Origin of the sequence: Staphylococcus agnetis (assembly GCF_002901865.1) — a bacterium.
GTDB lineage: Bacteria > Bacillota > Bacilli > Staphylococcales > Staphylococcaceae > Staphylococcus > Staphylococcus agnetis.
The window spans coordinates 1-24,382 of sequence record NZ_PPQF01000004.1 but is presented as its reverse complement, the minus strand read 5'-3'; the positions used below and the strand labels follow the sequence as shown (position 1 = coordinate 24,382).

Annotated in this window: 29 protein-coding genes; 19 read left to right on the top strand and 10 right to left on the bottom strand. The window is 34.7% G+C overall.

From position 1 onward, the window contains the following. The first annotated feature begins 2 nt into the window (after positions 1-2). The 3 genes from CD172_RS00265 (at position 3) to dinB (ending at position 3,171) form a co-directional block, all read left to right on the top strand. Positions 3-1,316, top strand: a complete 1,314-nt coding sequence (locus CD172_RS00265; protein WP_103345105.1) for a carboxylesterase family protein — start codon at positions 3-5, stop codon at positions 1,314-1,316. An 86-nt stretch (positions 1,317-1,402) separates the two neighbouring features. After that, the gene (locus CD172_RS00260; RefSeq protein ID WP_060551437.1) at positions 1,403-1,942 is read left to right on the top strand and encodes a metalloprotease family protein; all 540 of its coding nucleotides are present in this window, start codon (positions 1,403-1,405) and stop codon (positions 1,940-1,942) included. 158 nt (positions 1,943-2,100) lie between these two features. Then, complete coding sequence (gene dinB, locus CD172_RS00255; protein WP_103345104.1) at positions 2,101-3,171, top strand: DNA polymerase IV; 1,071 nt, start codon at positions 2,101-2,103, stop codon at positions 3,169-3,171. Here the strand turns inward: dinB and CD172_RS00250 are convergent. After that, complete coding sequence (locus tag CD172_RS00250; RefSeq protein WP_103345103.1) at positions 3,166-3,726, bottom strand: 3'-5' exonuclease; 561 nt, start codon at positions 3,724-3,726, stop codon at positions 3,166-3,168. The two genes, dinB and CD172_RS00250, sit on opposite strands and share 6 nt — an antisense overlap. 98 nt (positions 3,727-3,824) lie before the next feature. Then, positions 3,825-4,328: an H-type ferritin FtnA gene (gene ftnA, locus CD172_RS00245; protein ID WP_037566941.1), complete on the bottom strand. Its 504-nt coding sequence runs from the start codon at positions 4,326-4,328 to the stop codon at positions 3,825-3,827. 147 nt (positions 4,329-4,475) lie between these two features. Here ftnA and murT point away from each other — a divergent pair, with 147 nt between their 5' ends. After that, positions 4,476-5,786, top strand: coding sequence for a lipid II isoglutaminyl synthase subunit MurT (murT, locus tag CD172_RS00240; RefSeq protein ID WP_060551434.1), 1,311 nt, complete (start codon positions 4,476-4,478; stop codon positions 5,784-5,786). Then, a complete protein-coding gene (gene gatD / locus CD172_RS00235) occupies positions 5,787-6,518 on the top strand; it encodes a lipid II isoglutaminyl synthase subunit GatD (RefSeq protein WP_103345102.1) in 732 nt (243 codons plus the stop codon). A gap of 100 nt (positions 6,519-6,618) precedes the next feature. Here the strand turns inward: gatD and CD172_RS00230 are convergent, their stop codons facing one another. Beyond that, positions 6,619-7,650: an FUSC family protein gene (locus CD172_RS00230; RefSeq protein WP_103345101.1), complete on the bottom strand. Its 1,032-nt coding sequence runs from the start codon at positions 7,648-7,650 to the stop codon at positions 6,619-6,621. 119 nt (positions 7,651-7,769) lie between these two features. Continuing rightward, positions 7,770-8,144, bottom strand: coding sequence for a YkvA family protein (locus CD172_RS00225; protein WP_209050339.1), 375 nt, complete (start codon positions 8,142-8,144; stop codon positions 7,770-7,772). A gap of 172 nt (positions 8,145-8,316) precedes the next feature. Between CD172_RS00225 and map the strand changes: the two genes are divergently transcribed. The 5 genes from map (at position 8,317) to vraR (ending at position 11,933) form a co-directional block, all read left to right on the top strand. Continuing rightward, a complete protein-coding gene (gene map / locus CD172_RS00220) occupies positions 8,317-9,075 on the top strand; it encodes a type I methionyl aminopeptidase (RefSeq protein ID WP_103345099.1) in 759 nt (252 codons plus the stop codon). A 98-nt stretch (positions 9,076-9,173) separates the two neighbouring features. Then, positions 9,174-9,560: a hypothetical protein gene (locus CD172_RS00215; RefSeq protein ID WP_103345098.1), complete on the top strand. Its 387-nt coding sequence runs from the start codon at positions 9,174-9,176 to the stop codon at positions 9,558-9,560. A 12-nt stretch (positions 9,561-9,572) separates the two neighbouring features. After that, the gene (gene vraT, locus CD172_RS00210) at positions 9,573-10,274 is read left to right on the top strand and encodes a cell wall-active antibiotics response protein VraT (protein WP_103345097.1); all 702 of its coding nucleotides are present in this window, start codon (positions 9,573-9,575) and stop codon (positions 10,272-10,274) included. Further along, positions 10,271-11,314 carry a sensor histidine kinase gene (locus tag CD172_RS00205; RefSeq protein ID WP_103345096.1) on the top strand — a complete coding sequence of 348 codons (1,044 nt, stop codon included), beginning with the start codon at positions 10,271-10,273 and terminating at the stop codon, positions 11,312-11,314. Before vraT ends, CD172_RS00205 begins: the two co-directional genes overlap by 4 nt. Then, a complete protein-coding gene (vraR, locus tag CD172_RS00200) occupies positions 11,304-11,933 on the top strand; it encodes a response regulator transcription factor VraR (RefSeq protein WP_037566926.1) in 630 nt (209 codons plus the stop codon). Before CD172_RS00205 ends, vraR begins: the two co-directional genes overlap by 11 nt. Before the next feature lie 65 nt (positions 11,934-11,998). Here vraR and CD172_RS00195 read toward each other — a convergent pair whose 3' ends face one another. From CD172_RS00195 to CD172_RS00180, 4 genes are all read right to left on the bottom strand, one after another. Next, complete coding sequence (locus CD172_RS00195; protein WP_037566924.1) at positions 11,999-12,568, bottom strand: beta-class carbonic anhydrase; 570 nt, start codon at positions 12,566-12,568, stop codon at positions 11,999-12,001. A gap of 35 nt (positions 12,569-12,603) precedes the next feature. Next, positions 12,604-13,875: a YihY/virulence factor BrkB family protein gene (locus tag CD172_RS00190; protein ID WP_103345095.1), complete on the bottom strand. Its 1,272-nt coding sequence runs from the start codon at positions 13,873-13,875 to the stop codon at positions 12,604-12,606. Positions 13,876-13,990: 115 nt separating this feature from the next. Continuing rightward, a complete protein-coding gene (locus CD172_RS00185) occupies positions 13,991-14,266 on the bottom strand; it encodes a hypothetical protein (protein WP_037566921.1) in 276 nt (91 codons plus the stop codon). A gap of 7 nt (positions 14,267-14,273) precedes the next feature. Next, positions 14,274-14,732, bottom strand: a complete 459-nt coding sequence (locus CD172_RS00180; protein WP_060551426.1) for a low molecular weight protein-tyrosine-phosphatase — start codon at positions 14,730-14,732, stop codon at positions 14,274-14,276. A gap of 132 nt (positions 14,733-14,864) precedes the next feature. Here CD172_RS00180 and CD172_RS00175 point away from each other — a divergent pair, with 132 nt between their 5' ends. The 3 genes from CD172_RS00175 to CD172_RS00165 are packed head-to-tail and all read left to right on the top strand — an operon-like array spanning position 14,865 to position 16,857. After that, the gene (locus CD172_RS00175) at positions 14,865-15,074 is read left to right on the top strand and encodes a DUF1128 domain-containing protein (protein WP_037566916.1); all 210 of its coding nucleotides are present in this window, start codon (positions 14,865-14,867) and stop codon (positions 15,072-15,074) included. Between the two features lie 16 nt (positions 15,075-15,090). Beyond that, on the top strand, positions 15,091-16,326 hold the full coding sequence (locus CD172_RS00170; RefSeq protein WP_103345094.1) for an aminopeptidase: 1,236 nt from the start codon (positions 15,091-15,093) through the stop codon (positions 16,324-16,326). A gap of 12 nt (positions 16,327-16,338) precedes the next feature. After that, positions 16,339-16,857 carry an acyl-CoA thioesterase gene (locus CD172_RS00165; protein WP_103345093.1) on the top strand — a complete coding sequence of 173 codons (519 nt, stop codon included), beginning with the start codon at positions 16,339-16,341 and terminating at the stop codon, positions 16,855-16,857. Positions 16,858-16,998: 141 nt separating this feature from the next. Here CD172_RS00165 and yfkAB read toward each other — a convergent pair whose 3' ends face one another. Next, positions 16,999-18,129 (bottom strand): radical SAM/CxCxxxxC motif protein YfkAB, encoded by a 1,131-nt coding sequence (gene yfkAB / locus CD172_RS00160; protein ID WP_404829385.1) that lies wholly within the window; start codon positions 18,127-18,129, stop codon positions 16,999-17,001. Between the two features lie 114 nt (positions 18,130-18,243). Here yfkAB and CD172_RS12650 point away from each other — a divergent pair, with 114 nt between their 5' ends. Together CD172_RS12650 and CD172_RS00155 are read left to right on the top strand one after the other, a co-directional pair. Next, complete coding sequence (locus CD172_RS12650; RefSeq protein ID WP_086375152.1) at positions 18,244-18,405, top strand: SE1561 family protein; 162 nt, start codon at positions 18,244-18,246, stop codon at positions 18,403-18,405. A 67-nt stretch (positions 18,406-18,472) separates the two neighbouring features. Beyond that, positions 18,473-18,991 carry a type 1 glutamine amidotransferase domain-containing protein gene (locus CD172_RS00155; protein ID WP_060551421.1) on the top strand — a complete coding sequence of 173 codons (519 nt, stop codon included), beginning with the start codon at positions 18,473-18,475 and terminating at the stop codon, positions 18,989-18,991. A gap of 217 nt (positions 18,992-19,208) precedes the next feature. On the opposite strand, the gene CD172_RS00150 is transcribed toward CD172_RS00155, so the two are convergent. After that, on the bottom strand, positions 19,209-20,954 hold the full coding sequence (locus CD172_RS00150; protein WP_103345091.1) for a pyruvate oxidase: 1,746 nt from the start codon (positions 20,952-20,954) through the stop codon (positions 19,209-19,211). 167 nt (positions 20,955-21,121) lie between these two features. On the opposite strand from CD172_RS00150, the gene sgtB reads away from it, so the two are divergent. The 4 genes from sgtB to CD172_RS00130 all read left to right on the top strand — a co-directional run. Further along, on the top strand, positions 21,122-21,928 hold the full coding sequence (gene sgtB, locus CD172_RS00145) for a monofunctional peptidoglycan glycosyltransferase SgtB (protein ID WP_060551419.1): 807 nt from the start codon (positions 21,122-21,124) through the stop codon (positions 21,926-21,928). 89 nt (positions 21,929-22,017) lie between these two features. Next, complete coding sequence (gene recX, locus CD172_RS00140) at positions 22,018-22,824, top strand: recombination regulator RecX (protein ID WP_103345090.1); 807 nt, start codon at positions 22,018-22,020, stop codon at positions 22,822-22,824. Continuing rightward, positions 22,814-23,125, top strand: coding sequence for a YfhH family protein (locus tag CD172_RS00135; RefSeq protein ID WP_085622386.1), 312 nt, complete (start codon positions 22,814-22,816; stop codon positions 23,123-23,125). The genes recX and CD172_RS00135 overlap by 11 nt, the downstream gene beginning before the upstream one ends. Positions 23,126-23,139: 14 nt before the next feature. After that, positions 23,140-24,382, top strand: a 1,243-nt coding sequence (locus CD172_RS00130; protein WP_103345089.1) for an ATP-binding cassette domain-containing protein, incomplete at its 3' end; no start/stop codon positions are given.

Below are 24,382 nucleotides of genomic sequence, written 5' to 3'. Positions count from 1 at the left end.
GTATGACTAATAAGGAAGTTCGCTTTGAAACGCGTGTAGGACAAGTGACGGGGATAGAATTAAACGATGTTCAAAAATTTTTAGGTATTCGATATGCACATGCGCATAGATTTGCCCAACCAGAGCCATATTCGTATCAAAATGGTACAATTCAGGCAACGTCGCATGCGCCAATAGCATGGCAGTCACAATCGTTTTTTGAGTCATTTTATTTAGGGACTGATTATGAAAACCTCCCACAAACTGAATTTCCTCAATATCTATCGATTACACGTCCTAAAGTGCATCAAGAAAACTTACTTCCTGTCATGGTTTGGATACACGGAGGTTCCTTTGTAAATGGTAGCGGTGAAAATCCTGAATATGATCCAACACCACTCGTCAAACAAGAAGAAGTCATCGTAGTCAATTTAAGTTATCGTCTAGGTGTCTTAGGCTTTATGTATAATCAACACGGAGAATTAGCCAATTTAGGACTTTTAGATCAAATTGAAGGATTAAAATGGGTAAAAGCACATATTGAAGATTTTGGTGGAGATCCAAACAATATTACTATCTTTGGACAATCTGCAGGCGGAGAATCAGTTAGAGCATTACTGGTTGCCGATGGAACAGAGAATTTATTTCAAAGAGCAATTATACAAAGTGCCCCAATCGGATTAATGAAAGGGCGCCAGCACATGACGACAAAAATGTTAACAGCTTTAAAATCGTTAGCATACGATGCAGATTTAGATGAATTTAAATCGATGCAATCGTTTTTAACAAAACATAATCACGGTAAAGGCTTAACTAAGTTGATGCCCTTTGGTCCACACTACGGTGTATATCCTTTACCGAAAGAGGCAGATGTTCAGCGAATCATTGAACGACGTGCGAAACACATAGACTTACTCATCGGTCATACCTCAAGGGAAGTCAATGTCTTCATTTACATTAATGCATTTCAACGAAAATTGAGCGAAATACCTATAATAAAGTGGGGAGTAGCTTCATTTGTAAAACTTTTAACAAAAATGATTTATGCGCGCCCTTCTTATGCGTTTTATCGTCATTTTCTTAATCAACAAGGACGTGCATATTATTATCAATTTAATTGGTTAAAGCATGAACATTTCTTTGCAGCTGGCCATAGTTCTGAGCTTGCATTGTTATTTGATTCTGAACCTTATATGAAATCGCCACTTTTTGCTTTATTACCTAAAGAGAGAATAGAAAAAGCGGGCCAAATCATGAAAAAATTATGGGGTGATTTTGCACGTAATGGTAAAGTTGAAACATCACAACCTAAAGAAGTCATTACTTTTTTAAAGTAGGTTGATAATCTTTAAAATAGAGTTCTACAATATCTTTCATGATTCGGGTATACTATATGTAAGCCTAACAGTAAGAGGGTGTTACGATGTATACGATTAATTTATTTGAAGATTCTAAAGTGCGTAAGCGATTGATACTGACACAATTTATCGTAGCATTGGTATTTATCGTCTTAAGTTATAAGTGGTCGATGGCGTTAACTGGTTTAGAGGAAAAAAACATTATCGCAAATCTCATTATTGGCATACTAGGATTATTAGTTCTTGTTGTGATTCAAGAGCTTATTCGTTACGTGTTATTACGAATGTTATATACGAAAGCAAGGCCTAAGTACAAGCTTACACCATCTTTTATATTAAGTTATTTACCAGATGTAAAGATGAATCGTAAGTCATTTAGTACAATTATGTTATTACCAAGTATGCTTGTAAGTATGATGCTGTTACTTGCATTTATTAATTTGCCTAATACGTATATTATATTTATTTTTTCATTTTACATGGGATATACCTTTTTATCTGTTTATCTTGTTATGCTCGTATTTAGTAACAAACAAGCACAGTCGATTGAACTGACAGAAGAAGGATTGGTCATTTGTTGTGATGAATCGAAAAACAAGGATTAAAATTGCTACGGCTCACTATCAATTGTAATGGATGTAATACGTTGACTTTAGGCTAGGACACACGTGTCTTGGCCTTTCTCTTTATTAAGAATGAGATCAAAGTAATCGTTAATGATATGAGTAGTGATATTTAATAAAATACGATTGGAGGTGGAACGATGGTCGAGAGAAGAATCATTCACATTGATATGGATTTCTTTTTCGCGCAAGTTGAAGTTCGAGACCAACCGCACCTTAGAGGTAAGCCTGTTATTGTCGGAGGTAAGGCAAGTGGGAGAGGTGTAGTTGCAACAGCATCTTATGAAGCGAGGAAATTTGGAGTGCACTCAGCAATGCCCATGGCACGTGCGCATCAACTTTGTCCTGATGGTTATTTTATTACACCGCGTTTTGAAATGTATAAAGCAGTTTCGAAAGAGATTATGTCAATATTTAAAAGTTATACTGAATTCGTTGAGCCATTATCTTTAGATGAAGCATATTTAGATATAACTGAGCTTGTACGACCAGATCTTTCCGCTTCTCAAATCGCTCAATTTATTCGGCGTGATATTTATGAACAAACTCAATTAACTGCGAGTGCAGGTGTCTCATACAACAAATTTCTAGCGAAGTTAGCGAGTGGTATGAATAAGCCTAACGGTCTCACTGTCATTACCTATGATAATGTGCATGACATTCTAATGGCTTTAGATATTGGAGATTTTCCAGGTGTAGGACGGGCTTCAAAAGAAAAGATGCATGCACACGGCATTTTTACAGGAAAAGATTTGTATCGTAAAAGTGAACGAGAATTGATTTATTTGTTTGGTAAAAGAGGGCATCATTTATACGAACGGGCAAGAGGTATCGATCATCGCGTTGTAAAATCCGAACGAATTCGAAAAAGTGTAGGTGCTGAACGTACATTTTCTATAGATACGAATGACGACGACCAAATTTTACGTAAAGTTGAAGAATTAAGCCGTATCATTGAAAGTCGACTGAGTCACCTTAAGCAAGCTGGACGTACTGTGACGGTTAAAATAAAAACAAATGATTTTAAAAATGCATCAAAACAAAGAAGCTTATCAACACCACTTAGTGATGCAGAAACCATTTACCAAATTGCATACGATTTATATTATGAATTGAAAGCGCCTGAAATATCCATTCGATTAATTGGCGTGACTGTTGGTGGTTTAGAGGATGCTTTTTATCGAAATATGACCATTTATGACTTTTTATAAAACATCCTTATCCATTAAATTTTTACCGTAAATACGCAACACATTTTCCAAACTTGGATAATGTTGTAGTAACCGATACGTTATCATTGCACACGCTTTGGCATCATTTAGTGCATCATGATGACCATGAAAATCTAATTGAAAATAGTCCATCATATGTTTTAATCCATTCCGTTTTGATGGAACTGTTTTTCTTGAAAGTTGACACGAACAAAAATAAGTTAAATCAGGTGTTTCGAACTGATGCGCCTTTAAACTCGCATGCAATACGGACATATCAAATGCAGCATTGTGGGCGACTACAGGTAATTGATCTATAAATTGCAACATATAAGGATAAACGTATTTAAAGTCTGGCGTAGATAAAACGTCTTCAGGTTGAATACCATGAACGTCAATATTTTTAGGTGAGAAATAATCATTCGGATTGACTAGTGTATAAAACGTCTCTGTAAGTTCATGATTAACGACTTTAACCATTCCGACTGAGCACACGCTTGTTCGTTTATAATTTGCTGTTTCAAAGTCTAAAGCCACAAAACTATCTTGTATCATCATCGCCACCTCGTTTCAATGTGTGAAATAAGCATATCTTATCATAACAATAAAAAAAGCGCCATCGAGAGATTTCGAGGCGCTCACTTTACTGAATGCTATTCTGTTTCATTAAAAGAACGGCTTGCAAGTTCTTTTTCGTAAAGGTATAACGTATTACAATCATCACCGATACGTTTTAAGTAATCAATATGTCTTTCAAACATTGATTCTTCTTCAACTTGCTCATCTAAGAACCAGTTTAAGAATGAAATCGTAGCATAATCTTTTTTCTCGTTTGCGATTTCAGATAGATTATAAAAACGACGTGTTACATTTTGTTCTTGTTTTAAGCCGTCTTCAAATGTTTCTAAAATAGAATTAAATTCGACTTTAGGTGCATCTAAAGATGAAAAGATAGCTTGTTCACCACGGTCGTTAATATAATCATAAATTTTCTTACCATGAAAACGTTCTTCTTTAGCTTGTTGAATAAAGAAATTTGCAAACCCTTCGTATGCATTATGGTCACAATACGCAGCCATAGCCATATAGGCATGAGCGGCAAAATATTCGTGGTTCATCTGGTCATTCAAAGCTTCTAATAATTGTTTATCTAGCATAATATCCCTCCAAAGATGTCATCCTTCAAGTCCATTGTACCCAATGGCATTAAATATGCAAAGAATAATATCTGGATTATGCTTTTGATTTTGAATTAATGGTGAGCATGGTATAATATGCTAAGTGAAAATTGAAGGAGAATTGGTATGAGACAATGGACTGCGATTCAAATGGCCAAGTTAGCACGTAAAGCGAGTCGTGCGATTGGTAAAAAAGGGACAGACTTACCAGGTCAAGTTGCCCGAAAAATAGACCAAAATATATTACGAAAATTAGCTGGAAAAGTGGATGAAGTAGTTTTTGTAAGTGGTACCAATGGTAAAACGACGACATCTAACTTGATTGGACATACACTTAAAGTGAATCAAATTCCAATCATTCATAATAATGAAGGTGCCAATATGGCAGCAGGCATTACTTCTGCGTTTATCGTACAATCAAAAGCTAATACTAAAATGGCTATCATTGAAATAGATGAAGGCTCTATTCCACGTGTACTGAAAGAAATGACGCCAACGAAGATGGTATTTACGAACTTCTTTCGCGATCAGATGGACCGTTTTGGAGAAATAGATATTATGGTAAATAATATTATCTCTGCCATTGAAAATAAAGGTATTGCTTTAATTTTAAATACAGATGATCCATTTGTGAGTCGCTTAAAAAAAGCAAGTAATGATGTAACGTATTATGGTATGGCAAAAGAGGCTTACCCGTTCGAACAATCTACGATGAATGAAAGTCGTTATTGTCCGAACTGTGGTAAAAAGTTAAATTATGAATATATTCATTACAACCAACTAGGGCATTATACGTGTCAATGTGGTTTTAACCGCGTGGCGCCTAAATATGAAGTGTCGCATTTTGAAATCAATCCATTTTTGACAATGCATATTAATAATGAAACTTTCAACATGAAAATTGCTGGTGATTTTAATGCTTATAATGCACTTGGGGCTTATGCGGTTTTAAGAGAATTAGGTTTAAATGATGCCTCTATCCGTAAAGGATTTGAATCCTATACATCTGATAACGGACGCATGCAATATTTTGAACGAGGATCCAAAAAAGCGTTAATCAATTTAGCTAAAAACCCTGCTGGTATGAATGCTTCAATTTCGATGGGTGAAAAGTTACAAGAACGTAAAGTTTATGTGATGAGTCTGAATGATTTTGCTGCTGATGGACGTGATACGTCATGGATTTATGATGCGGATTTTGAAAAATTAGCCACTCAAGATATTGAAACGATCATTGTGACAGGGTCAAGAGCCGAAGAATTGCAACTACGTTTGAAACTGGCTGAAATTGACGTGCCTATTATTTTAGAAAAAGATATTTATAAAGCAACTGCACGCTCTATGGATTTCGAAGGCTTTACTGTAGCAATTCCTAACTATACGTCTCTCACACCGATGTTAGATCAACTCGTACGTTCTTTCAAGGAGGCGAAATAAATGCATGAATTAACGGTTTTTCATTTTATGCCAGATAAACTCAATTTATATAGTGATATAGGGAATATTATGGCTCTGAAATACAGGGCGAAACAGCGCAATATTAAGTTGAATGTTGTAGATATTAATGAAACTGATAATATTGATCTTTCTAAAGCTGATATATTCTTTATAGGAGGCGGCAGTGATCGTGAGCAATCTTTAGCAACGAAAGAATTAGCCAAAATTAAAACGCAATTGAAAAACGCTATTGAAGATGGATTGCCAGGTTTAACAATTTGTGGAGGCTATCAATTTTTAGGTGAAAAATATATTACGCCAGACGGGGAAATTTTAGAAGGATTAAATATTCTTGACTTTTATACGGAATCTCAAATCGAGCGTTTGACCGGTGATGTTGTTATTGAAAGTGACACATTCGGTACGATTGTAGGTTTTGAAAATCATGGTGGTCGTACGTATCACAAATTTGATACGTTAGGGCATGTCACTTATGGTTATGGTAACAATGCTACGGACCAAAAAGAGGGGATTCATTATAAAAATTTATTAGGTACCTATTTACATGGACCTGTATTGCCTAAAAATCCTGAGATGACCGATTATTTATTAGAAGCTGCTGCGAAACGAAAAGGGATCCCTTTTGAACCTAAACACATTGATAACACAGCAGAAGAACAAGCTAAACAAGTGTTGATTGATCGTGCGCGAAAAAATCAACAAAAGACTTAAATCTTATTATTCGATATATGTTGTTATTCACACGCATGTATGAGATAGAGCTATCCAAGATGTTTAATATCTCTATGTAAAAACAACCCTCAAAATTCAGTCAAAGTGAATTTTGAGGGTTGTTTAAATTTAACTTTTTAAAACGTAACAATAAAATACGATAAATTAATAAGATTTCATAGATTGTGTGACTTTTCACTTGATTGATATCGAATTCGTTTAACCCTTTGACAGAATTTTTAAGAGTGGTCGCTGCTTTACGTTCAGGTTCGAATGTTCCTTTAATGCTAATTTGACTAATTTTATTTGTGATTGCAATAATTGCTTTCTTTTCAGCATCGTTAAATAAAATAAGATCATCTTCAGGTAGATAAATAATATTTGATAGATGTGTAATTAAAAGGCGGTTTTCATGTGCACGGTTCGTAAGTTTTCTAATTCTGAGCCATTCATCGGAACGATTATTAGATTTGTGATATTTTAATTCATCGCGTTGAAAGCCTAACAATTCTTCAACACGTGCATTGTTAATATGTAATTTTTCAACAGCTTTATCACTTTTATCAGAATGATACTGTCCAATAAGTAATTCTTTCATCCGTTGGGTAAATAGTGCATAAATTTGAGATTCTGTTTGATCAATCAATGCATCGATTTGTGTGTAATATTTTGGTGGTAATACAATGAAATTCACTAATCCTGCGGTACCTAATCCAATAAATGCAGTAATGAGGCGTGAGACAAAGTTAAACACATAATCTTCATGAATATCTGGAATCATCGCAAGCGCAGTTAAAGTTGCGACAGTAATCCCAACATGTAAATTAAATTGAATACAAAAAAGTATGGTTAATGTTGCGGTGATCCCATACGCTAGTGCAGAGTCATCGCCAAAAATATAGGTACAAACTACAGCAATAAAAGCCCCCATAACCGTAGCGGGTAGCCGTTTGTATCCTTTTGTGATGGATGCTTTTACAGTCGGCTCAATAGTAACGACAGCAGATAATATAGCGAATATAGGATTTAGATTCAGCCATAAACAAAACAAAGCAGTTAAAAATGTAGCAAGTCCTGTTTTAATGGTTCTAGCGCCGATGACGCTTTTTATGCGTGTACCGTTCCCGTTCATCTTATATGCTCCTGTATATATGTTAAATTTAGTATAACAAATTTTTCACAAAGCGAAACGGGGAATTATGTCTTTTATTCTAAAAGCGTGATATCTTATGAGAATTAAAAACGCCTTCCTTATAAGTGTAAATACCAATGTACTATTGTGATCACAATTATGCTCCATAAACATATGATTATGATGCCCATTAACCAGTTTTTGCGTAACTGTTGCTGAGTTAGATATGTCGCTTCAACTTGATGCCGTTTTATAATGTCATTAGGAATGAACATTAAAGAAAGCCAAATTCCAAATGGAACGATTAACACATCATCTAAATAGCCAAGTATTGGAATAAAATCCGGTATTAAATCAATAGGACTTAATGCATAGGCTATAGTTAATAAAGCGATCATTTTAGCTAAGAGTGGTGTTTCCTCATCTTTATAACACAAATAAACTACAGTTAATTGTCTTTTTAGCGTCTTTATGAATGTTTTTAACTGGATCAAGCCATCACCTCTCTCATGTATTATAAAATAGTTTACATGAATTCAATTTGAATTATCAGATAAATGCTTGGCTTAAAGAAGGATGTTTAAAATTTAATAGTAAGACAATGGCAATTTAGAAAAATAATGATATAGTAAAGTAAATAAGAAATTAAAAAGGAACGGGATTCAAATGATTGTAAAAACAGAAGAAGAACTTCAAGCTTTAAAAGAAATCGGTGCAATATGTGCCAAAATCAGAGATACAATGGTCGAAGCAACAGTACCTGGTATTACAACGAAAGAATTAGATAACATTGCTAAAGAAATGTTTGAAGCTGAAGGCGCACTTTCCGCACCTATTCATGACGAAAATTTTCCGGGTCAAACATGTATTAGTGTTAATGAAGAAGTCGCTCACGGCATACCGGGTAAGCGTGTGATTAAAGAAGGAGATTTAGTGAATATTGATGTCTCTGCATTAAAAAATGGCTATTATGCAGATACCGGCATTTCTTTTGTAGTAGGTGACACAGAGGAGCCAATGAAACTAAAAGTTTGTGAAGCGGCGCAAGAGGCATTTGATGCTGCGATGACTAAAATAAAACCAGGATCCAAATTAAGTCAGATTGGTAAAGCTGTACATGCGACAGCGCGTAAAAATAATTTGAAAGTGATTAAAAATCTAACAGGTCATGGTGTAGGTTTATCATTACATGAAGCGCCTGCGCATATTATGAATTATTATGAACCGCAAGATAAAACATTATTAAAAGAGGGCATGGTATTAGCCGTAGAACCTTTTATTTCTTCTAATGCGTCATATGTGACAGAAGGTAAAAATGAATGGGCTTTTGAAACTAAAGATAAAAGTTATGTCGCTCAGGTTGAACATACAGTGATTGTAACCAAAGACGGTCCATTATTAACTACACAATCCTTAAAAGGATAATCTTCGGACTTAAGTCCTAATGAAAGATGGTTCCATAGCCTATTATAAAGGCTGTGGAACCATTTTATAATAGAGTCGTTATAAGAGGTGATTCTATTATGAAACAACTTAAACGTTATATCGAACGGGTATTAAGAACAATGTACAGCCATCAACTAAGTGCATGTCTCGTGGCATTGAAAGGAAAAATGCATGATATTGATGCAACTATACGCTACTTGCAGCACAAGAAAACACAATTACAGTTGTTAATTGACAGACAGACTATCGCATTAGAAAATAAATATATCGATTTGTTAGATGAACAACATGTGCAATGCCCTGAAAAAATTAACGGTAGAGAAATTACAAAAATGAAACGTGATTTAAATGAAATTGAATATGAGTATGCACATTTAGAGCGATTATTAAATCAATTAAACAACGAACGGAACTATACACAACAAGAGTGTGATTTATTATTAACTTTAAGATTGGCATACTAGAAAGGTGGAAATATGACACAAAAATATATTTCGACTGAGCTTTTAATCATTTTTACAGCGCTAATGATTATAGCCAATTTTTATTATATATTTTTTGAGAAAATTGGTTTTTTATTTGTTTTGTTATTAGGAAGCATCTTAATGTATGTAGGATATATTTATTTTCACAAAGTGCGTGGGCTATTATGCTTTTGGATAGGCGCATTAATGGTGTTATTCACACTCTTGTCTAATAAATATACGCTTGTGATATTATTTATTTTTATGATTATCGTAGCGATTCGTTATATTATTTATAAGCGTAAACCATTAAAGGTGATGTCATCTGAAGATATTGAAACATCCCCAGCTTTTATTAAACAGAAATGGTTTGGCGAACAAAAAACGCCAGTTTATGTTTACAAATGGGAAGATGTCCAAATTCAACATGGAATGGGTGACATTTATATTGATATGACCAAAGCAGCGAACTTAAAAGCTCAAAATACTATCGTCGTACGTCATATAGTGGGGAAAGTGCAAGTCGTTGTGCCACTCAACTATAATGTAAAGCTTAATGTATCCGCATTTTGTGGAAATGTTCATTTCGAAGACCAACGACTTAGACTTGAAAATAACAATATAAAATTGGAGTCAGCTCAAAAATCAGACCGGTACACTGTGAATGTGTTCGTTTCAACATTTATAGGTGATGTTGAGGTGATTGGTCGATGAATCAATACGTACGATCGATAGGTTCAATGCTTATATTAGTGTATAGCTTATTTACAGCTTTCTTCTTTATAGACAATGTATTTACGAATATTATTTTCTTTCAAGGTATGTTTTATACACAAATTTTTGGTATACCTGTGTTTCTGTTTTTAAATCTTATTACCATATTTTTGTGTATTATTGTTGGAAGTGTACTTGCGTATAAAAATAATCAACAAAATGATTGGCTTAAAGTTCAAATTGAACGTGCGATTGAAGGGGAAACCGTTGGTGTAAATGATCAACAAATTGAAATTTACCAAGAAACATTAGAGCTTTACGAAGCACTCGTGCCACTGAATCAAGAGTTACATCGCATGCGTATTAAAACGCAAAATTTAACGAATGAATCGTATAATATCAATGATTCAAAAGTACAAAAAATTATCGAGGATGAACGTCATCGACTTGCTAGAGAACTTCATGACAGTGTGTCACAACAATTGTTTGCGGCAAGTATGATGCTTTCTGCAATTAAAGAAACACCTTTAGAACCCCCATTAAATCAACAAATTCCGACGCTTGAAAAAATGGTGCAAGATTCACAATTAGAAATGCGCGCGCTGTTATTACATTTAAGACCGATAGGCTTGAAAGATAAATCATTAGGTGAAGGTATTCAATCTTTAGTGACGGAGTTACAACGTAAAGTTCCATTGAAAGTAGTTCAAGATATCGGTGAGTTTGATGTACCTAAGGGAATGGAAGACCATTTATTTAGAATTACACAAGAAGCGATTTCTAATACACTCCGTCATTCAAAAGGGACTGAAGTGACGGTGGAATTGTTACAACGAGAAGATTACATATTGCTACGCATTCAAGATGATGGTATCGGATTTAATGTTGATGATAAGATGGAACAAAGTTATGGATTGAAAAATATGCGTGAACGTGCAATGGAAATTGGCGCGACATTTCATATCGTATCATTACCGGATTCAGGTACTCGAATTGAAGTAAAAGCACCATTAGATAAGGAGGGACATAATGACAATTAAAGTATTATTTGTAGATGATCATGAAATGGTTAGAATTGGAATTTCGAGTTATCTTTCTACACAACCAGACATTGAAGTAGTAGGTGAAGGGGCGTCAGGTAAAGAGGCAATCTCAAAAGCACATGAACTGAAACCGGATTTAATTTTAATGGATTTAGTGATGACAGATATGGATGGGGTTGAGGCTACGACACAAATTAAAAAAGAGTTACCACGTATCAAAGTGGTGATGCTTACAAGTTACATTGAGGATAAAGAAGTTTATCGCGCTTTAGATGCCGGTGTCGACAGCTATATTTTAAAAACAACAAGTGCAAAAGATATTGCCGAAGCTATTCGTAAAACATTCCAAGGTGAATCTGTTTTTGAAGCAGAAGTATTAGTGAAAATGCGAAATCGTATGCGACAAAGAGCTGAACTTTACGAATTGTTAACGGAACGTGAAATGGAAATTTTATTGCTGATTTCCAAAGGGTATTCGAATCAAGAAATTGCGAGCGCTTCACATATTACGATTAAGACTGTAAAAACTCATGTGAGTAATATTTTAAGTAAATTGGAAGTTCAGGACCGTACTCAGGCTGTGATATATGCCTTTCAACATGGGTTAATAGAATAATTAGAAGCGGTGATAGGTATGGCAAATGTCGTACCTATCACCGCCTCTTTTTAATTTTATATTAATTATTTACAATGTTCATAGCCATTATGAACGAGTTCTAATTCGCCTGTGTGTGGTTCAATTACTAAGCCGTGCACGGGCACTTTACGATCAAATAATGGGTGACCATAAATCATTTGAATATTTTGACGCACGTTTTCATAAACGTCATCAAAACCTTTTAAAAAGTGTGATACGTCAATCCCTGAATGGCGTAAAATGTCAAACACTTGTTGATTCACACCTCGTGATTTCATCGTATCAATAACATCATCAACGTTAAGATTTCCCATTCCACAATCTTTATGACCCATAATAATGATTTCTTCAGCACCTAAGGCATAGATGCCTACAATGAGACTACGCATTGTAGAGCCATAAGGATGAGAAATAGTTGCGCCGGCATTTTTTACTACTTTTAAATCACCGTTATTAAATCCTAAAGCTTTCGTAGATAAGTCTTGTAGTCTTGTATCCATACATGTGAGCAAAACGGCTTTTTTAGAAGGTTGTTTACTTGTTTCATACGCTTCATACTCTTTATTATCTACAAAAGATTTATTAAATTCTAAAATACTATCTAACAAAGTCATTTACGTGCGCCTCCATCAGCAAGTCAAATTTTAAATTATTTCTTTGTTTTTATATGGTGTGAACGACCTTCATTCTTACGTTCTACTGTCTCTGGTGATTCATATTGGTTATGATTTTGATAATCAACTTGGTGTTTTGGGTTCTTGGCGTGATGGTGTGATTCAGATTCATCTCCCATATTGTTATATGCATCAGCTAAATCCTCTTCACCACGTGCATCCATTTCATCATACGTGATTTCCTCAGGTGTCTTACCTTTAGCGACTTTTCTATGATGGAAAATGGCATTGACCTCTGCACCTAAAATCAATATAAAGCCAGTGATGTATAACCATAGCATTAAAACAATGACACCACCGATACTACCATATGTTTTAGAATAATTACCAAAATTTGAAACATAGAAACCAAATGCAAGTGTACCTAAAATCCAAATCACGGTTGCAAATAACGCACCAGGTAATACAGATTTCATTTTAATTTTTACATTAGGTGCCATTGTATACAATAAAGTAAATACAATAAAGATTGCAATAACCGGTAACACTGTACGTAAGACACTAAATACCCATTTTACAGCTTCATCCAATCCTAAAGGTCCGAATAAAAAGTTTCCAATTTGTTGACCAAACGTAAATAACACTAATGTAATCGGCATCGTAATACCAATAAGTAAAGTGAAGAAAACGGCCATTGCTTTTGATACGAAAAAGTTACGGCTATCTTCTACATCATAGGCTACATTAAATGAATTCATTAAAGCAGTCATACCATTCGATGCTGTCCACAATGCAAGAATCAAACCGAATGATAAGATACCGCCATTTGCATTACTCATGACGTCCGTTAGTATATTTGTAATGATGGATGAGGCTTGCGCAGGTGCATTGGACTCAATTTGACTGATAATTGATTTTTGATTGATGTTAAATAATGGTATTAACGATAAGATAAAAATCAGCATAGGGAATAGTGACAACATAAAATAATATGCCAGCTGTGCCGCAAGTCCCGAAGCATCATCTTTACCTATTCGATAAAGTAAATAGGTGAAAAAGTTTGGGCGATCGGTATATTTTGCTGGTTTATTAATACGCGAAACAAAAAAAGTTTGATTGTCTTTTTTAGCTTCTTTAGATTGGAAAGGTTGTGGTTTTACGAAGTTATGTTCTTCATGGATATCTCCTTTCGCATCTCCTTGACGGTCTGGATTTGGTCCATGTTCTTTTTGATTGTTTTCATCATTTTGGAATTTTTGTTTTGCTTTATCAATGATTCCTGAAGAATGTTTTTTGTTATCTGACATAATGTGACTCCCCTATAAAGTAGTATAAAAAAAGCAATCTCAAGGGGGGAGGCATGAATGACAACTCCCCACGAAATTGCTTAGATTGTTTCATATCAAATACTGATATTAGTCCTTATCGGTTGTTTTTACGTTTTTGGAAAGTTTCTTTCGCGTCACGTAAAGAACGTTCTAATTCTGGGTTATTACGACGAATTTCTTCGATTGTATTCTTCCAGTATTTGAATTCATCTGTTAATTGAGATACTTTCGAACCTTTACCAGTCGATTGACCAGATTTAATATTTTGTACTTGTGATTTTACTGATGAACGCGTATTTTTGTCGATAAGTGCAATCGCACCTCCAACAACCGCGCCAATTAATACACCAGGAATTAATTTGTTTTGCATAATAGTGTTACCCCTTCCTAATATCTTCTAAAATATAATCGATTAAGTTGTCACATGATGATTGTATCATGTCAAAGACACCTTCGAAATTATTTGTATAATATGGATCCGGTACATCGGATGCGTCCATATCACTAAAATCAAGCAACTTAAATAATTTACCTTTAAGTTGAGGATTGATTTGTCTTATATTATCCACATTACTTTGATCCATTGCAATAATATAATCGAAATCATCGTTGTCAGTGAATAATTCACTAATCATATTATCAAAAGGAATATGATGTTGCGTCAAAATGTTTTGCGTTCCTTCGTGAGGCGGTTGCCCTAAATTCCAATGGCCTGTTCCTCTAGAGTAAACGTCTATGTCTGTAATGTGTCGTTCTTTGAGACGTTGACGCATAATGGCCTCTGCCATAGGTGAACGACATATGTTACCGAGACATACAAATGCGACTGTTGTCATGTTGTTCCCTCCATGTCTTAGTTTATATGCCCATTTTATCCCTTTTTTAAACAACTCTAAAGTAAATTTGACAAAAATTTTTCAAAAATTGTAGGACTTTGCTAAAATGATAGAAGTGAAAGGATGAAATATATGTCAAAAAATATTGAAACGATGATTATAGATATTAGAGAACAATTAAATTTAGTAAATCCAGGATTAATCGATCCTGAGAATTTTAGTGAAACACATTATGAAGAGATTGAAGAAATTCACGACTTTGTCATGTCTAAAAAAGATTTTACCCCTAGTGAAATGAATGGAATTACAGAAGCCTTAGGTGCATTACGTCAGCCAAAATAGAAAAGGGGAGATAAATTTGAATTTAAATGAAAAATTAAAACGATATGCCAAATTATTAGTTACTGTAGGATTAAACGTTCAAAAAGGACAACCAGTGTTTATCCGTTCGACAGTGGATGCTGTTGAATTCACTCGAATGATTGTTAAAGAGGCATATCTTTTAGGTGCTTCTGATGTACGAGTACAATATGCAGACCCTATATTAACGCGACTTTCCTATGAACATGAAGATGTTACTTTTTTTAACCAAGAAGTTAAAGCTTATGATGTAGATGTTCGCATGGATTATGTTCAGCGCGGTGCATGCTCATTAGCACTCATTACGGAAGATCCTGATTTACTCAATGGTATAGATTCAGAAAAATTAAAAGCAGCTCAAATTCAAAAAAGTAAAGCGTTTAAGCCCTATATGGTGGCGTCACAAAAAAATGAATTTCCATGGCTTGTCGCATGTTATCCATCAAAAGCTTGGGCTAAGCGCGTATATCCAGATTTAGACGCGGATGAAGCATTTGATCGATTTTTAGATGATATCCTTGAAATCGTAAGGGTAGACAGTAATGATCCTGTTGAAAACTGGAAACAACATACCGCTTTATTGAAAGAAAAAGCAGATATGTTAAATGCCAAAGCATTTACTGCCTTACATTATAAATCTAAAGGTACAGACTTAGTGATAGGCTTACCGAAAGGACATATTTGGGAAGATGCGACAAGCTATACACAAAAGGGCCAAGCTTTCGTCGCTAATATTCCAACTGAAGAAGTATTTACTGCTCCAGATGCAATGCATGTCAACGGTTATGTATCTAATACACTTCCTTTAAGTTATAATGGCACGATTATTGACGGTTTTAAATTAACGTTTAAAGAAGGGAAAGTCGTGGATTTTACTGCTGAAAAAGGGGAAGCAGTTTTACAATCATTACTGGATACAGATGAAGGAGCAAAACGTTTAGGGGAAGTGGCGCTTGTCCCGCACGACTCTCCAATTTCTAATAGAAATACAATTTTTTACAATACGTTATTTGACGAAAATGCTTCATGCCATGTCGCTTTAGGATCTGCGTATGCCTTTAATTTAAAAGGTGGTACTGAAATGACAGAAGATGAATTAAAAGCGCACGGTTTAAATAATTCACTGACACATGTTGATTTTATGATTGGAAGTAAAGATTTAGATATTTATGGTGTCACAGAACAAGGTGAAGAAGTTCCAATTTTTAAAAATGGTAATTGGGCTGTGGAATAGAGGAGTGTAAAAATGCAAGTAAATCATAAAGCGATGAAAGATTCTAAAGTGTATAAATCACGTCAAGTGTTTCCTCAAGATACTAATCATTTAGGAACTTTGTTTGGTGGCACGATGATGGCAAATATTGATGAAGTTGCCGCAATATGTGCATGTAAACATGCTAATACGCAAGTTGTAACGGCTTCAACGGATTCCGTTGACTTTATTCGGCCAATTAAAACTGGGGATATCGTGAATTACGTCGCTATGGTGACCTATTCTGGAACATCGTCTATGGAAGTTTGTGTACAGATATTTATAGAAGATGTATATAATAATGAAGAACATTTAGCAGCACTAAGCTTTTTAACTTTTGTCGCACTGGACGAAAACGGCAAACCTACTCAAGTGCCAGAAGTTTATCCAGAATCAGAAACAGAAAAATGGTTCCATGAAACTGCACATACGCGTGTAGCACGACGTAAAGAGCGTCGACATGAAAGTAAAGACACATTGTCATTTTTAGAAAACATTAAAACACAATCATAAAAATTAAAACGCTATAGAAGTGATATTTATTTAGCTTAAAGACATCATTGTCCTTAACTCTAATGGTTTATCACTCTGTAGCGTTTTTTTAGAGTACTGATATATGAATGTTTGCGAAGCGTTAATCAAAAGATTTTAAGTTTACTGAGTACGGTGCATTTCAATTTCTTTCTGATTAAAATCAACATTAGGATAATACATATTTTTAACCAGTACATTTGGACCTAGACAACGATATTTAGGACAATGGCAATTTAATGATTGTGCGAGTGGTGACTTAAGCCATTTGTCAAAAACATCATTTAGTTCATCATATTTAATATTAGAGATTGTACCGGTTTCATCACCAAAATCTGTTACGATCACATTTCCGGTAAATACGTTTACATTTAGTCTACTACGACCATCAGGGTCATTCCGTAGTGAGACATTTGGGGTATTTAATAATCGTTGTCTTAACTGTTGATCTTCATTGTTTTGAATACATGGGAAAATAGGCAATGTGCCAAATAGCATCCAAGTAGCACTATCGCGAAAATCTAATAAATGATGAATGGTTTCTTTAATGTCAGCCAATGATAGTACGTCAAGTTGGCTTGCAAAATCTGAAGGATACATTGGATGAATTTCATGGCGCTCGCATTTCATGTCATGAACAACTTCATGATGTATGCGTTCTAAATATGGTTTTGTACTTTTGTTTAACATCGTTTCTGCAGATACAAACATTCCTTGTTCACTTAGAGTACGTGCATTTGTAATCATTTGCTCATATAATTTTTCTCGCGCTTTTAAAGGTGGTTTTTGCGCCATTGCGCCAAATCCGACTGATGTAAAAGTGTCAATCGTTCCCCAATTATGTGAAATATGCATGACATCAATATACTCTGCAATGTCTAAATAGCGGTCCAAAGGTAAGGTTAAATTTGAGTTCATCTGAACATAAATACCTCTATCATATGCATAACGTAATAAGGGTTTTACGACTTCACGAATAGATTTTTTTGAAAACATCGGTTCGCCCCCCGTAATGGATAGGGTCTTAAGGTGTGGAATTTCATCTAAGCGCTTTGTTATTAATGACATGGGTAGGGGCGTAGGATCCTGCGTTTGAAGTGTGTAGCCTACAGCGCAATGACTACAACGCATATTACATAAATTTGTCGTTGTAAATTCAATATTACTAAGTGTCAGTTGACCATAAGTATCAACATCGCTGTGCGCCTCCCATGGATCATTGTAAAGTGAAATAGGTTGTTTTTTTGTATGAATCATTCTGCAAGACTCCTCTAAAACTAAGTTTGATTTGATATTTTGAGTTGAGGAATATCAAAATCATGTTATGATAGCATTGATAAATGCAATTATAAAGGAGAATTTAAATCTATGGAAGAGCCTCGTACAATGAATCAAGTAAAAGAAAGATTGACACAATTTTTAGAGGATATCGACCAAGTGAATCCGAATGATGTAGATGTTAAAGAAGTAGATGAATGGATATCACTTTTAGATCAACTTGAAATGAAGGTCAATCAATTGCGTAAATAATCTTTGTTTAAATATCACATTTTCGGATATACATTAGATAGACATGAAATGAAGAAAGGTGATAAATATGGCAAAGAAAATCGCAGTTTTACTCGCTGACGAGTTTGAAGATATTGAATTAACAAGCCCACAAGAGGCCATCGAAAAAGCTGGTCACAAAGTTGTGATTATTGGAGACGAAGCTGATAAAGAAGTCGAAGGTAAGCATGGTGAAAAAGCTAAAGTTGAGGTGGGTATTGCTGACGCAAAACCTGAAGATTATGATGGATTATTATTACCAGGCGGCTTTTCACCTGATCATCTACGTGGTGATAAAGAAGGTCGATATGGTAAATTTGCAAAATATTTCTTAACTGAAAATTTACCAACTTTTGCCATCTGCCATGGTCCACAAATCTTAATCGATACAGATGAATTAAACGGCAGAACTTTAACAGCAGTTTTAAACGTACGTAAAGATTTAAGCAATGCAGGTGCTACGGTAAAAGACGAATCTGTTGTTGTAGATCAAAATATCGTAACAAGTCGTATTCCAGATGATTTGGATGATTTTAATAGAGAAATCACAAATTTATTAAATCAATAAGATCAAAACGTTGGTACATTGATTTATTGATGCGCGTTATTGTTAATGTACACGCGTGAACATTAAATCATTTGTATAAGCTCACGTTTTATATCAATAATAAAAGGCCATCAAAGTTCATTTTTACATGAATTTTGATGGCCTTTCGTTTTAATGATCGCCACACTGCTAAGTAATGAATCAATGATACTCTAAGTTTGATTATTTGCCTAGGACTTTATAAAAATCTTTTTATAGCAGTTGAAAGCGATGGCATGTCTTTAAAAACAAATTTGCCTTCTTCAGTTAAACTTCGATAAGCAAATTTCGCATAATTACGAGCTTCTTCAGGAACGATTTGGCCAGGAAGCGGTGCCGCATTGACATCAACATAAACATTTACAATAGTTGGTTTATGTTGTTGCATTGCAGTTTGAACCACAGCATCGATTTCTTTAGGGTCTTTTAAAGTGAATCCGACACCTCCACAGATTTCTGCAAACTTTGCAAAATCCATATCGCTAAAATCAATGCCGTATTCTAACTCTCCGGCGGCTTGTTGTTCATATTTAATAAACGATAATTCTTGATTATTTAAAACGAAAATAACCATCGGTAAACGATATTGCACCGCTGTGGCAAAATCTTGCATGACCATTTCAAATGCGCCATCACCTGTAATAGCAACCACTTGTCTACCAGGAAATGCGATACGAGATGCGATTGCGGTAGGTAATGCACATCCCATCGTTCCGAGCCAACTTGAAATAATAAACTTATTCTCTGGTCCCAAATTTAAATAGCGTGTTGACCAGACCGTTGACGTACCAACATCTGCAGCAATCACAGTATCTTTATGAATCACTTTATTAATGGCATCCATGAGTCTTTCTGGACGTATAGGTTCAGCGTCATTCTGTTTATCTTCTACCATCCATTGATCCCATGTTTCTTTACGTTTAAGCAGCGTATTCAAAAAATCACGGTTTGAGACTGGATTGATGGCGCGTGTTAGTGCTGCCAAACTTTGTTTACTATCACCGATGATGGGTGCATCGATATTAAAACGATGACCGATAATGTGTTGATCGGTATCAATTTGAATGGCTGGAATATTTTTGTGTGGTAGATAATCTATATAAGGATAATTTGTACCAACTAAAATAAGTAAATCGGCATTTTGCATCGCATAATATGCAGGTTTCGTACCTATTTTGCCAATATTTCCTAGAAGATATGGATGATCATAAGGGACAACAGTTTTTGCTGGCAAGGTAACCATCGTAGGAATTTGAGCTTTTTTGATAAATGCTTGTACTTCTTTTTTAGCATGTTGTGCACCTAAACCGACTAACATCACAGGTTTCTGACTTTCATTTATTAAACGTGCAGCTTTTTGTATATCTGATAAGTCGGGACTTGGAAGATGGGGCTCAAATGGCGTAATTTGATCTGGAATTGAAATCTCAATTTTTTTATTTAAAATATTGTTCGGTAGTGTTAAAACAGCGACGCCCTTTTTGGCGTAAGCAGTACGTATGGCTTCATCAACGATATCAAAAATCCGAGCAGCGTCATTTTCCTTTAATTGATAATTGTAGACTGCAACATCTTCAAAAAGGTGGGGTAAATCTACTTCTTGAAAGGCTTTTGTACCCAACATATCACTATTTGCTTGACCTGCTAAAATCAATTGTGGGACATTATCCATCTTTGCATCATACATACCATTTAAAAGATGGATTGCCCCAGGTCCACCTATACTTAAAGCGACACCAATTTTACCTGTTAACTTTGTGTACGCTGCAGCAGATAAACTTGCGACTTCCTCATGTCGCACGTGTATAAACTTAATACGTGCTTCTACCGATTTTAATCCATCAACAACAGCATCAATAGAATCTCCTGGAATGCCATAAACATGGTCAATGTTCCAAGCTTCTAAAGCTTTAATTAAAGCAGCATTAGCTTTCATCTTATCCATTTCACTCTTTCCTTTCTTAAATAAGTGTTCTCAACGTTATACCCAATATAAGCGTGTTCATGCACTCATGCTATGGACTGATTTTGTTGCAAACATATAGATTAATTTCAGATGTCTTGATACACTCTCATTAAGAGATTTTATAATGAGAAAGTAGGGTCATATTTATGAAGCGTACTGACCGTATTAAAACTAAAAATGCAAAACCTCCATCGAATGAACCATATTACAATACGTATTATCAACCAGTAGGACAACCCCCACGTAAACAACGTCCTAGAAAAATTTTTCGTTCGATGCTTTTAATTGCATGTCTCCTTATTTTACTATTTATTGGTGGCATGTATTTATTATCACAACGCGCGGATGTATCAGATTTATCAAATATCGAAAAGAAATCTACATATGTAGATGCCTCAAATATGCCGAACTATACAAAAGGTGCTTTTATTGCTTTAGAGGATAGACGTTTTTATAACCATAATGGTGTAGATTATAGAGGGAGTATACGTGCCATCTTCGCTTCTTTGAAAGATCGAGATCGACTACAAGGTGGGAGCACCATCACACAACAACTTGTTAAAAACTATTATTATGATAATCAGCAAACTATTACACGTAAATTAAAAGAAATGTTTGTAGCAAAACGTGTAGAGCGAGAATATGAAAAAGACAAAATTTTAAGTTATTACATGAATAACATTTATTTTGGCGATAATAACTATACAATTGAAGCAGCTGCAAACTATTATTTTGGTACCACAGTGAATACAAATCAATCATCGTTACCGCAAATAAGTGTCTTACAAAGTGCAATGTTAGCGAGTAAAATCAATGCACCATCAGTATATGATGTGCATCAAATGTCGCCGTCATTTATAAATCGTACAAAAATGACACTTGAAAAAATGAAACAGGAAAATTATATTACTGAAGCACAATATACCGAAGCGTTGCAACAACTTGGTGGGTAAGGATTTCTGTGGCATAATGTAATATATGAGGGAACTGGGAGAAGTCTAAAAAGACCTTCCAGTTTTTTATATCTCAGAGAGGTGAAATAATGAGGAAAATCACTAAAATTGAAATTCAAAAAAATAATGCATCACGTTTTAATATTTATATTGATGATCATTTTGAACTCGGCGTTTCTGAAGATACATTAGTCAAATTAAATCTAAAAAAAGGTGACAACATATCCACTCAGGACCTTGACCACATAAAACAACATGAATTTCAACAACAAGCGATTCAACAAGCATTACATCATCTTTCTTATCGGAAGCGTTCAGCTAAAGAAATCGCGAAACATCTAAAAAAGCAAGATTTTCCTGAAGCGGTTATCGAGAAAGCCATAGCTTTTTGTAGAGCACAGCGTTTAATTGATCACGAAGATTATGTTGAAAGTTTAAAGAATACGTTATTACAAACTACGGATAAGGGCCCTGAAATTTTTAAACAAAAATTGATAGAAGCTGGAATAGAGGAGACACTTATTCAAAAAGGTGTCGAACAATATGAAGCAGAGCAGTCTAAAGAGTCTATTATTAAATTGGCCAATAAAATTAAATCACGAAAAAAAGGACCTCCAAAAAAAGTACAACAACAAGTTCACCAATCTTTAATTCAAAAAGGTTATACATTTGATACAATACGTGACGTGTTAGCAGCATTAGATTTTTCAGAAGATCACGAGATAATTGATGAATTATTGCAACGTGATTTGGAGAAAGTCTATAATAAATATGTAAAAAAATATGAAGGATATCAACTAAGGATGAAGACGACAGAAGCTTTGGTACGAAAAGGCTACTCATACGATGATATATCAAGAAAATTAGAAGAAAGTGGTATTATAGATGAATCGTAAACGTTTAAGTGAAATGGAAAGACATGAAATCTATCAAGAAATTCAAAAGTATAAAGAAAAAATGCGTAAAGCTGAAATGAATGGCATTATGAATGAATATGATGTTTATGCAAACAAAATTGTCATTGCCGAAAGTTATCTTGTAGATGCTTCTCACATTAAGCTGGGTATGCGCTATACTTTAAAAGATGAAGCGGATGCAACTTTTACAGTCGAAAGGTTAAAAGGTGTATTTGCTTGGGGGTATCGAAATGACTCTAGTCATGAAGAAGGTATACCTCTATCATTATTACAATTATAAAGGGGTTTAAGTGAATGGGGAGTGCAATTGTCCTTAAGATCATTAATGTTACACATTTTTATCGAAATCAAAAAAAACAAAATATCTTAAAACCTTTTAGTTATCAGCCCGAAGACATTGAATTGAATAATATTACATTACATATATATCAAGGTGAATCGTTGGGTATTATTGGTGAAGCGGATTCCTCTAAATCACTCGTAGGGGAAATTTTAGCAGGTACGGTTAAACCTGATAAAGGGCGCATGGTGCGAACTGCGACATTATTTTATGCAAATATGAACCAAAAAACTGTAGAAACAATGTCGGTGCGTGATTATGTTCAAGATGTTATACAACTATATGAATATGAAGTCACAGCGCATAAAGTTGAGCAAATTATAAAATATGCCCATTTAGCTAGTAAGGAAAACGATGCGATACAAAATTTAGCTGACGAGGAATATGCCCAGTTATTATTTAGTATGGCACGTGCATCTAAAGCAGAAATCATTATATTAAGTCATATTTTGACATATTTAGATGAGGACTTTATGACGAAAGCATCCTCAATGGCACGTGAATATATTGATGAGGGGTTAACTTGGGTCACGATTGACAATGATATTACTAAGATCCAAGCAGTGAGTAACTACATTGCTTGGATATCACATGGTCAACTACGTCAAGAAGGGCCAGTCAAACAGGTTGTCGGAGCATTTTTAACGCATGAAAAAGACCGTTCGTCAATTAAATCTGAGGAAGCGTTAGCATATTTTGATGACGACTGGAAACGTAATCGTTCGAGAATGCCTGAACTTACGTATAATTTTAAAAGAATTGAAAGATATCATCATTCAGAGCCACCAGCATTTTTAGCACGTGTATGGATATGGTTAGCTATATTTTTTATGGGCATCGTACTAGGAAGTTTATTCATATTTACCAATTTTGGACAGTTAGAGTCTCAAAAAGTCACAACTGAAGATACAATTGCAAAAAATAATGAAGATCCATTTATTGAAAAGCTTGCTTATGGCATAGTAGATGCTAAAAATGTTCAAATTTCTGGTAAGTCTGGGCAGAAGGATTTGAAATTACCTAGATATGCTATTGCAACGATTACAGGTGAAAATAAAACGTCTTACCGAATTGAAAATAATGGAGAAATTTATACTGCATCTAAATCACAATTTAAGTATATTAACCCGGCTGCACTTTATCGGCATGTAGAGCGTGATGACATTGCACCGTATATGAAATCTAATTATATTAACT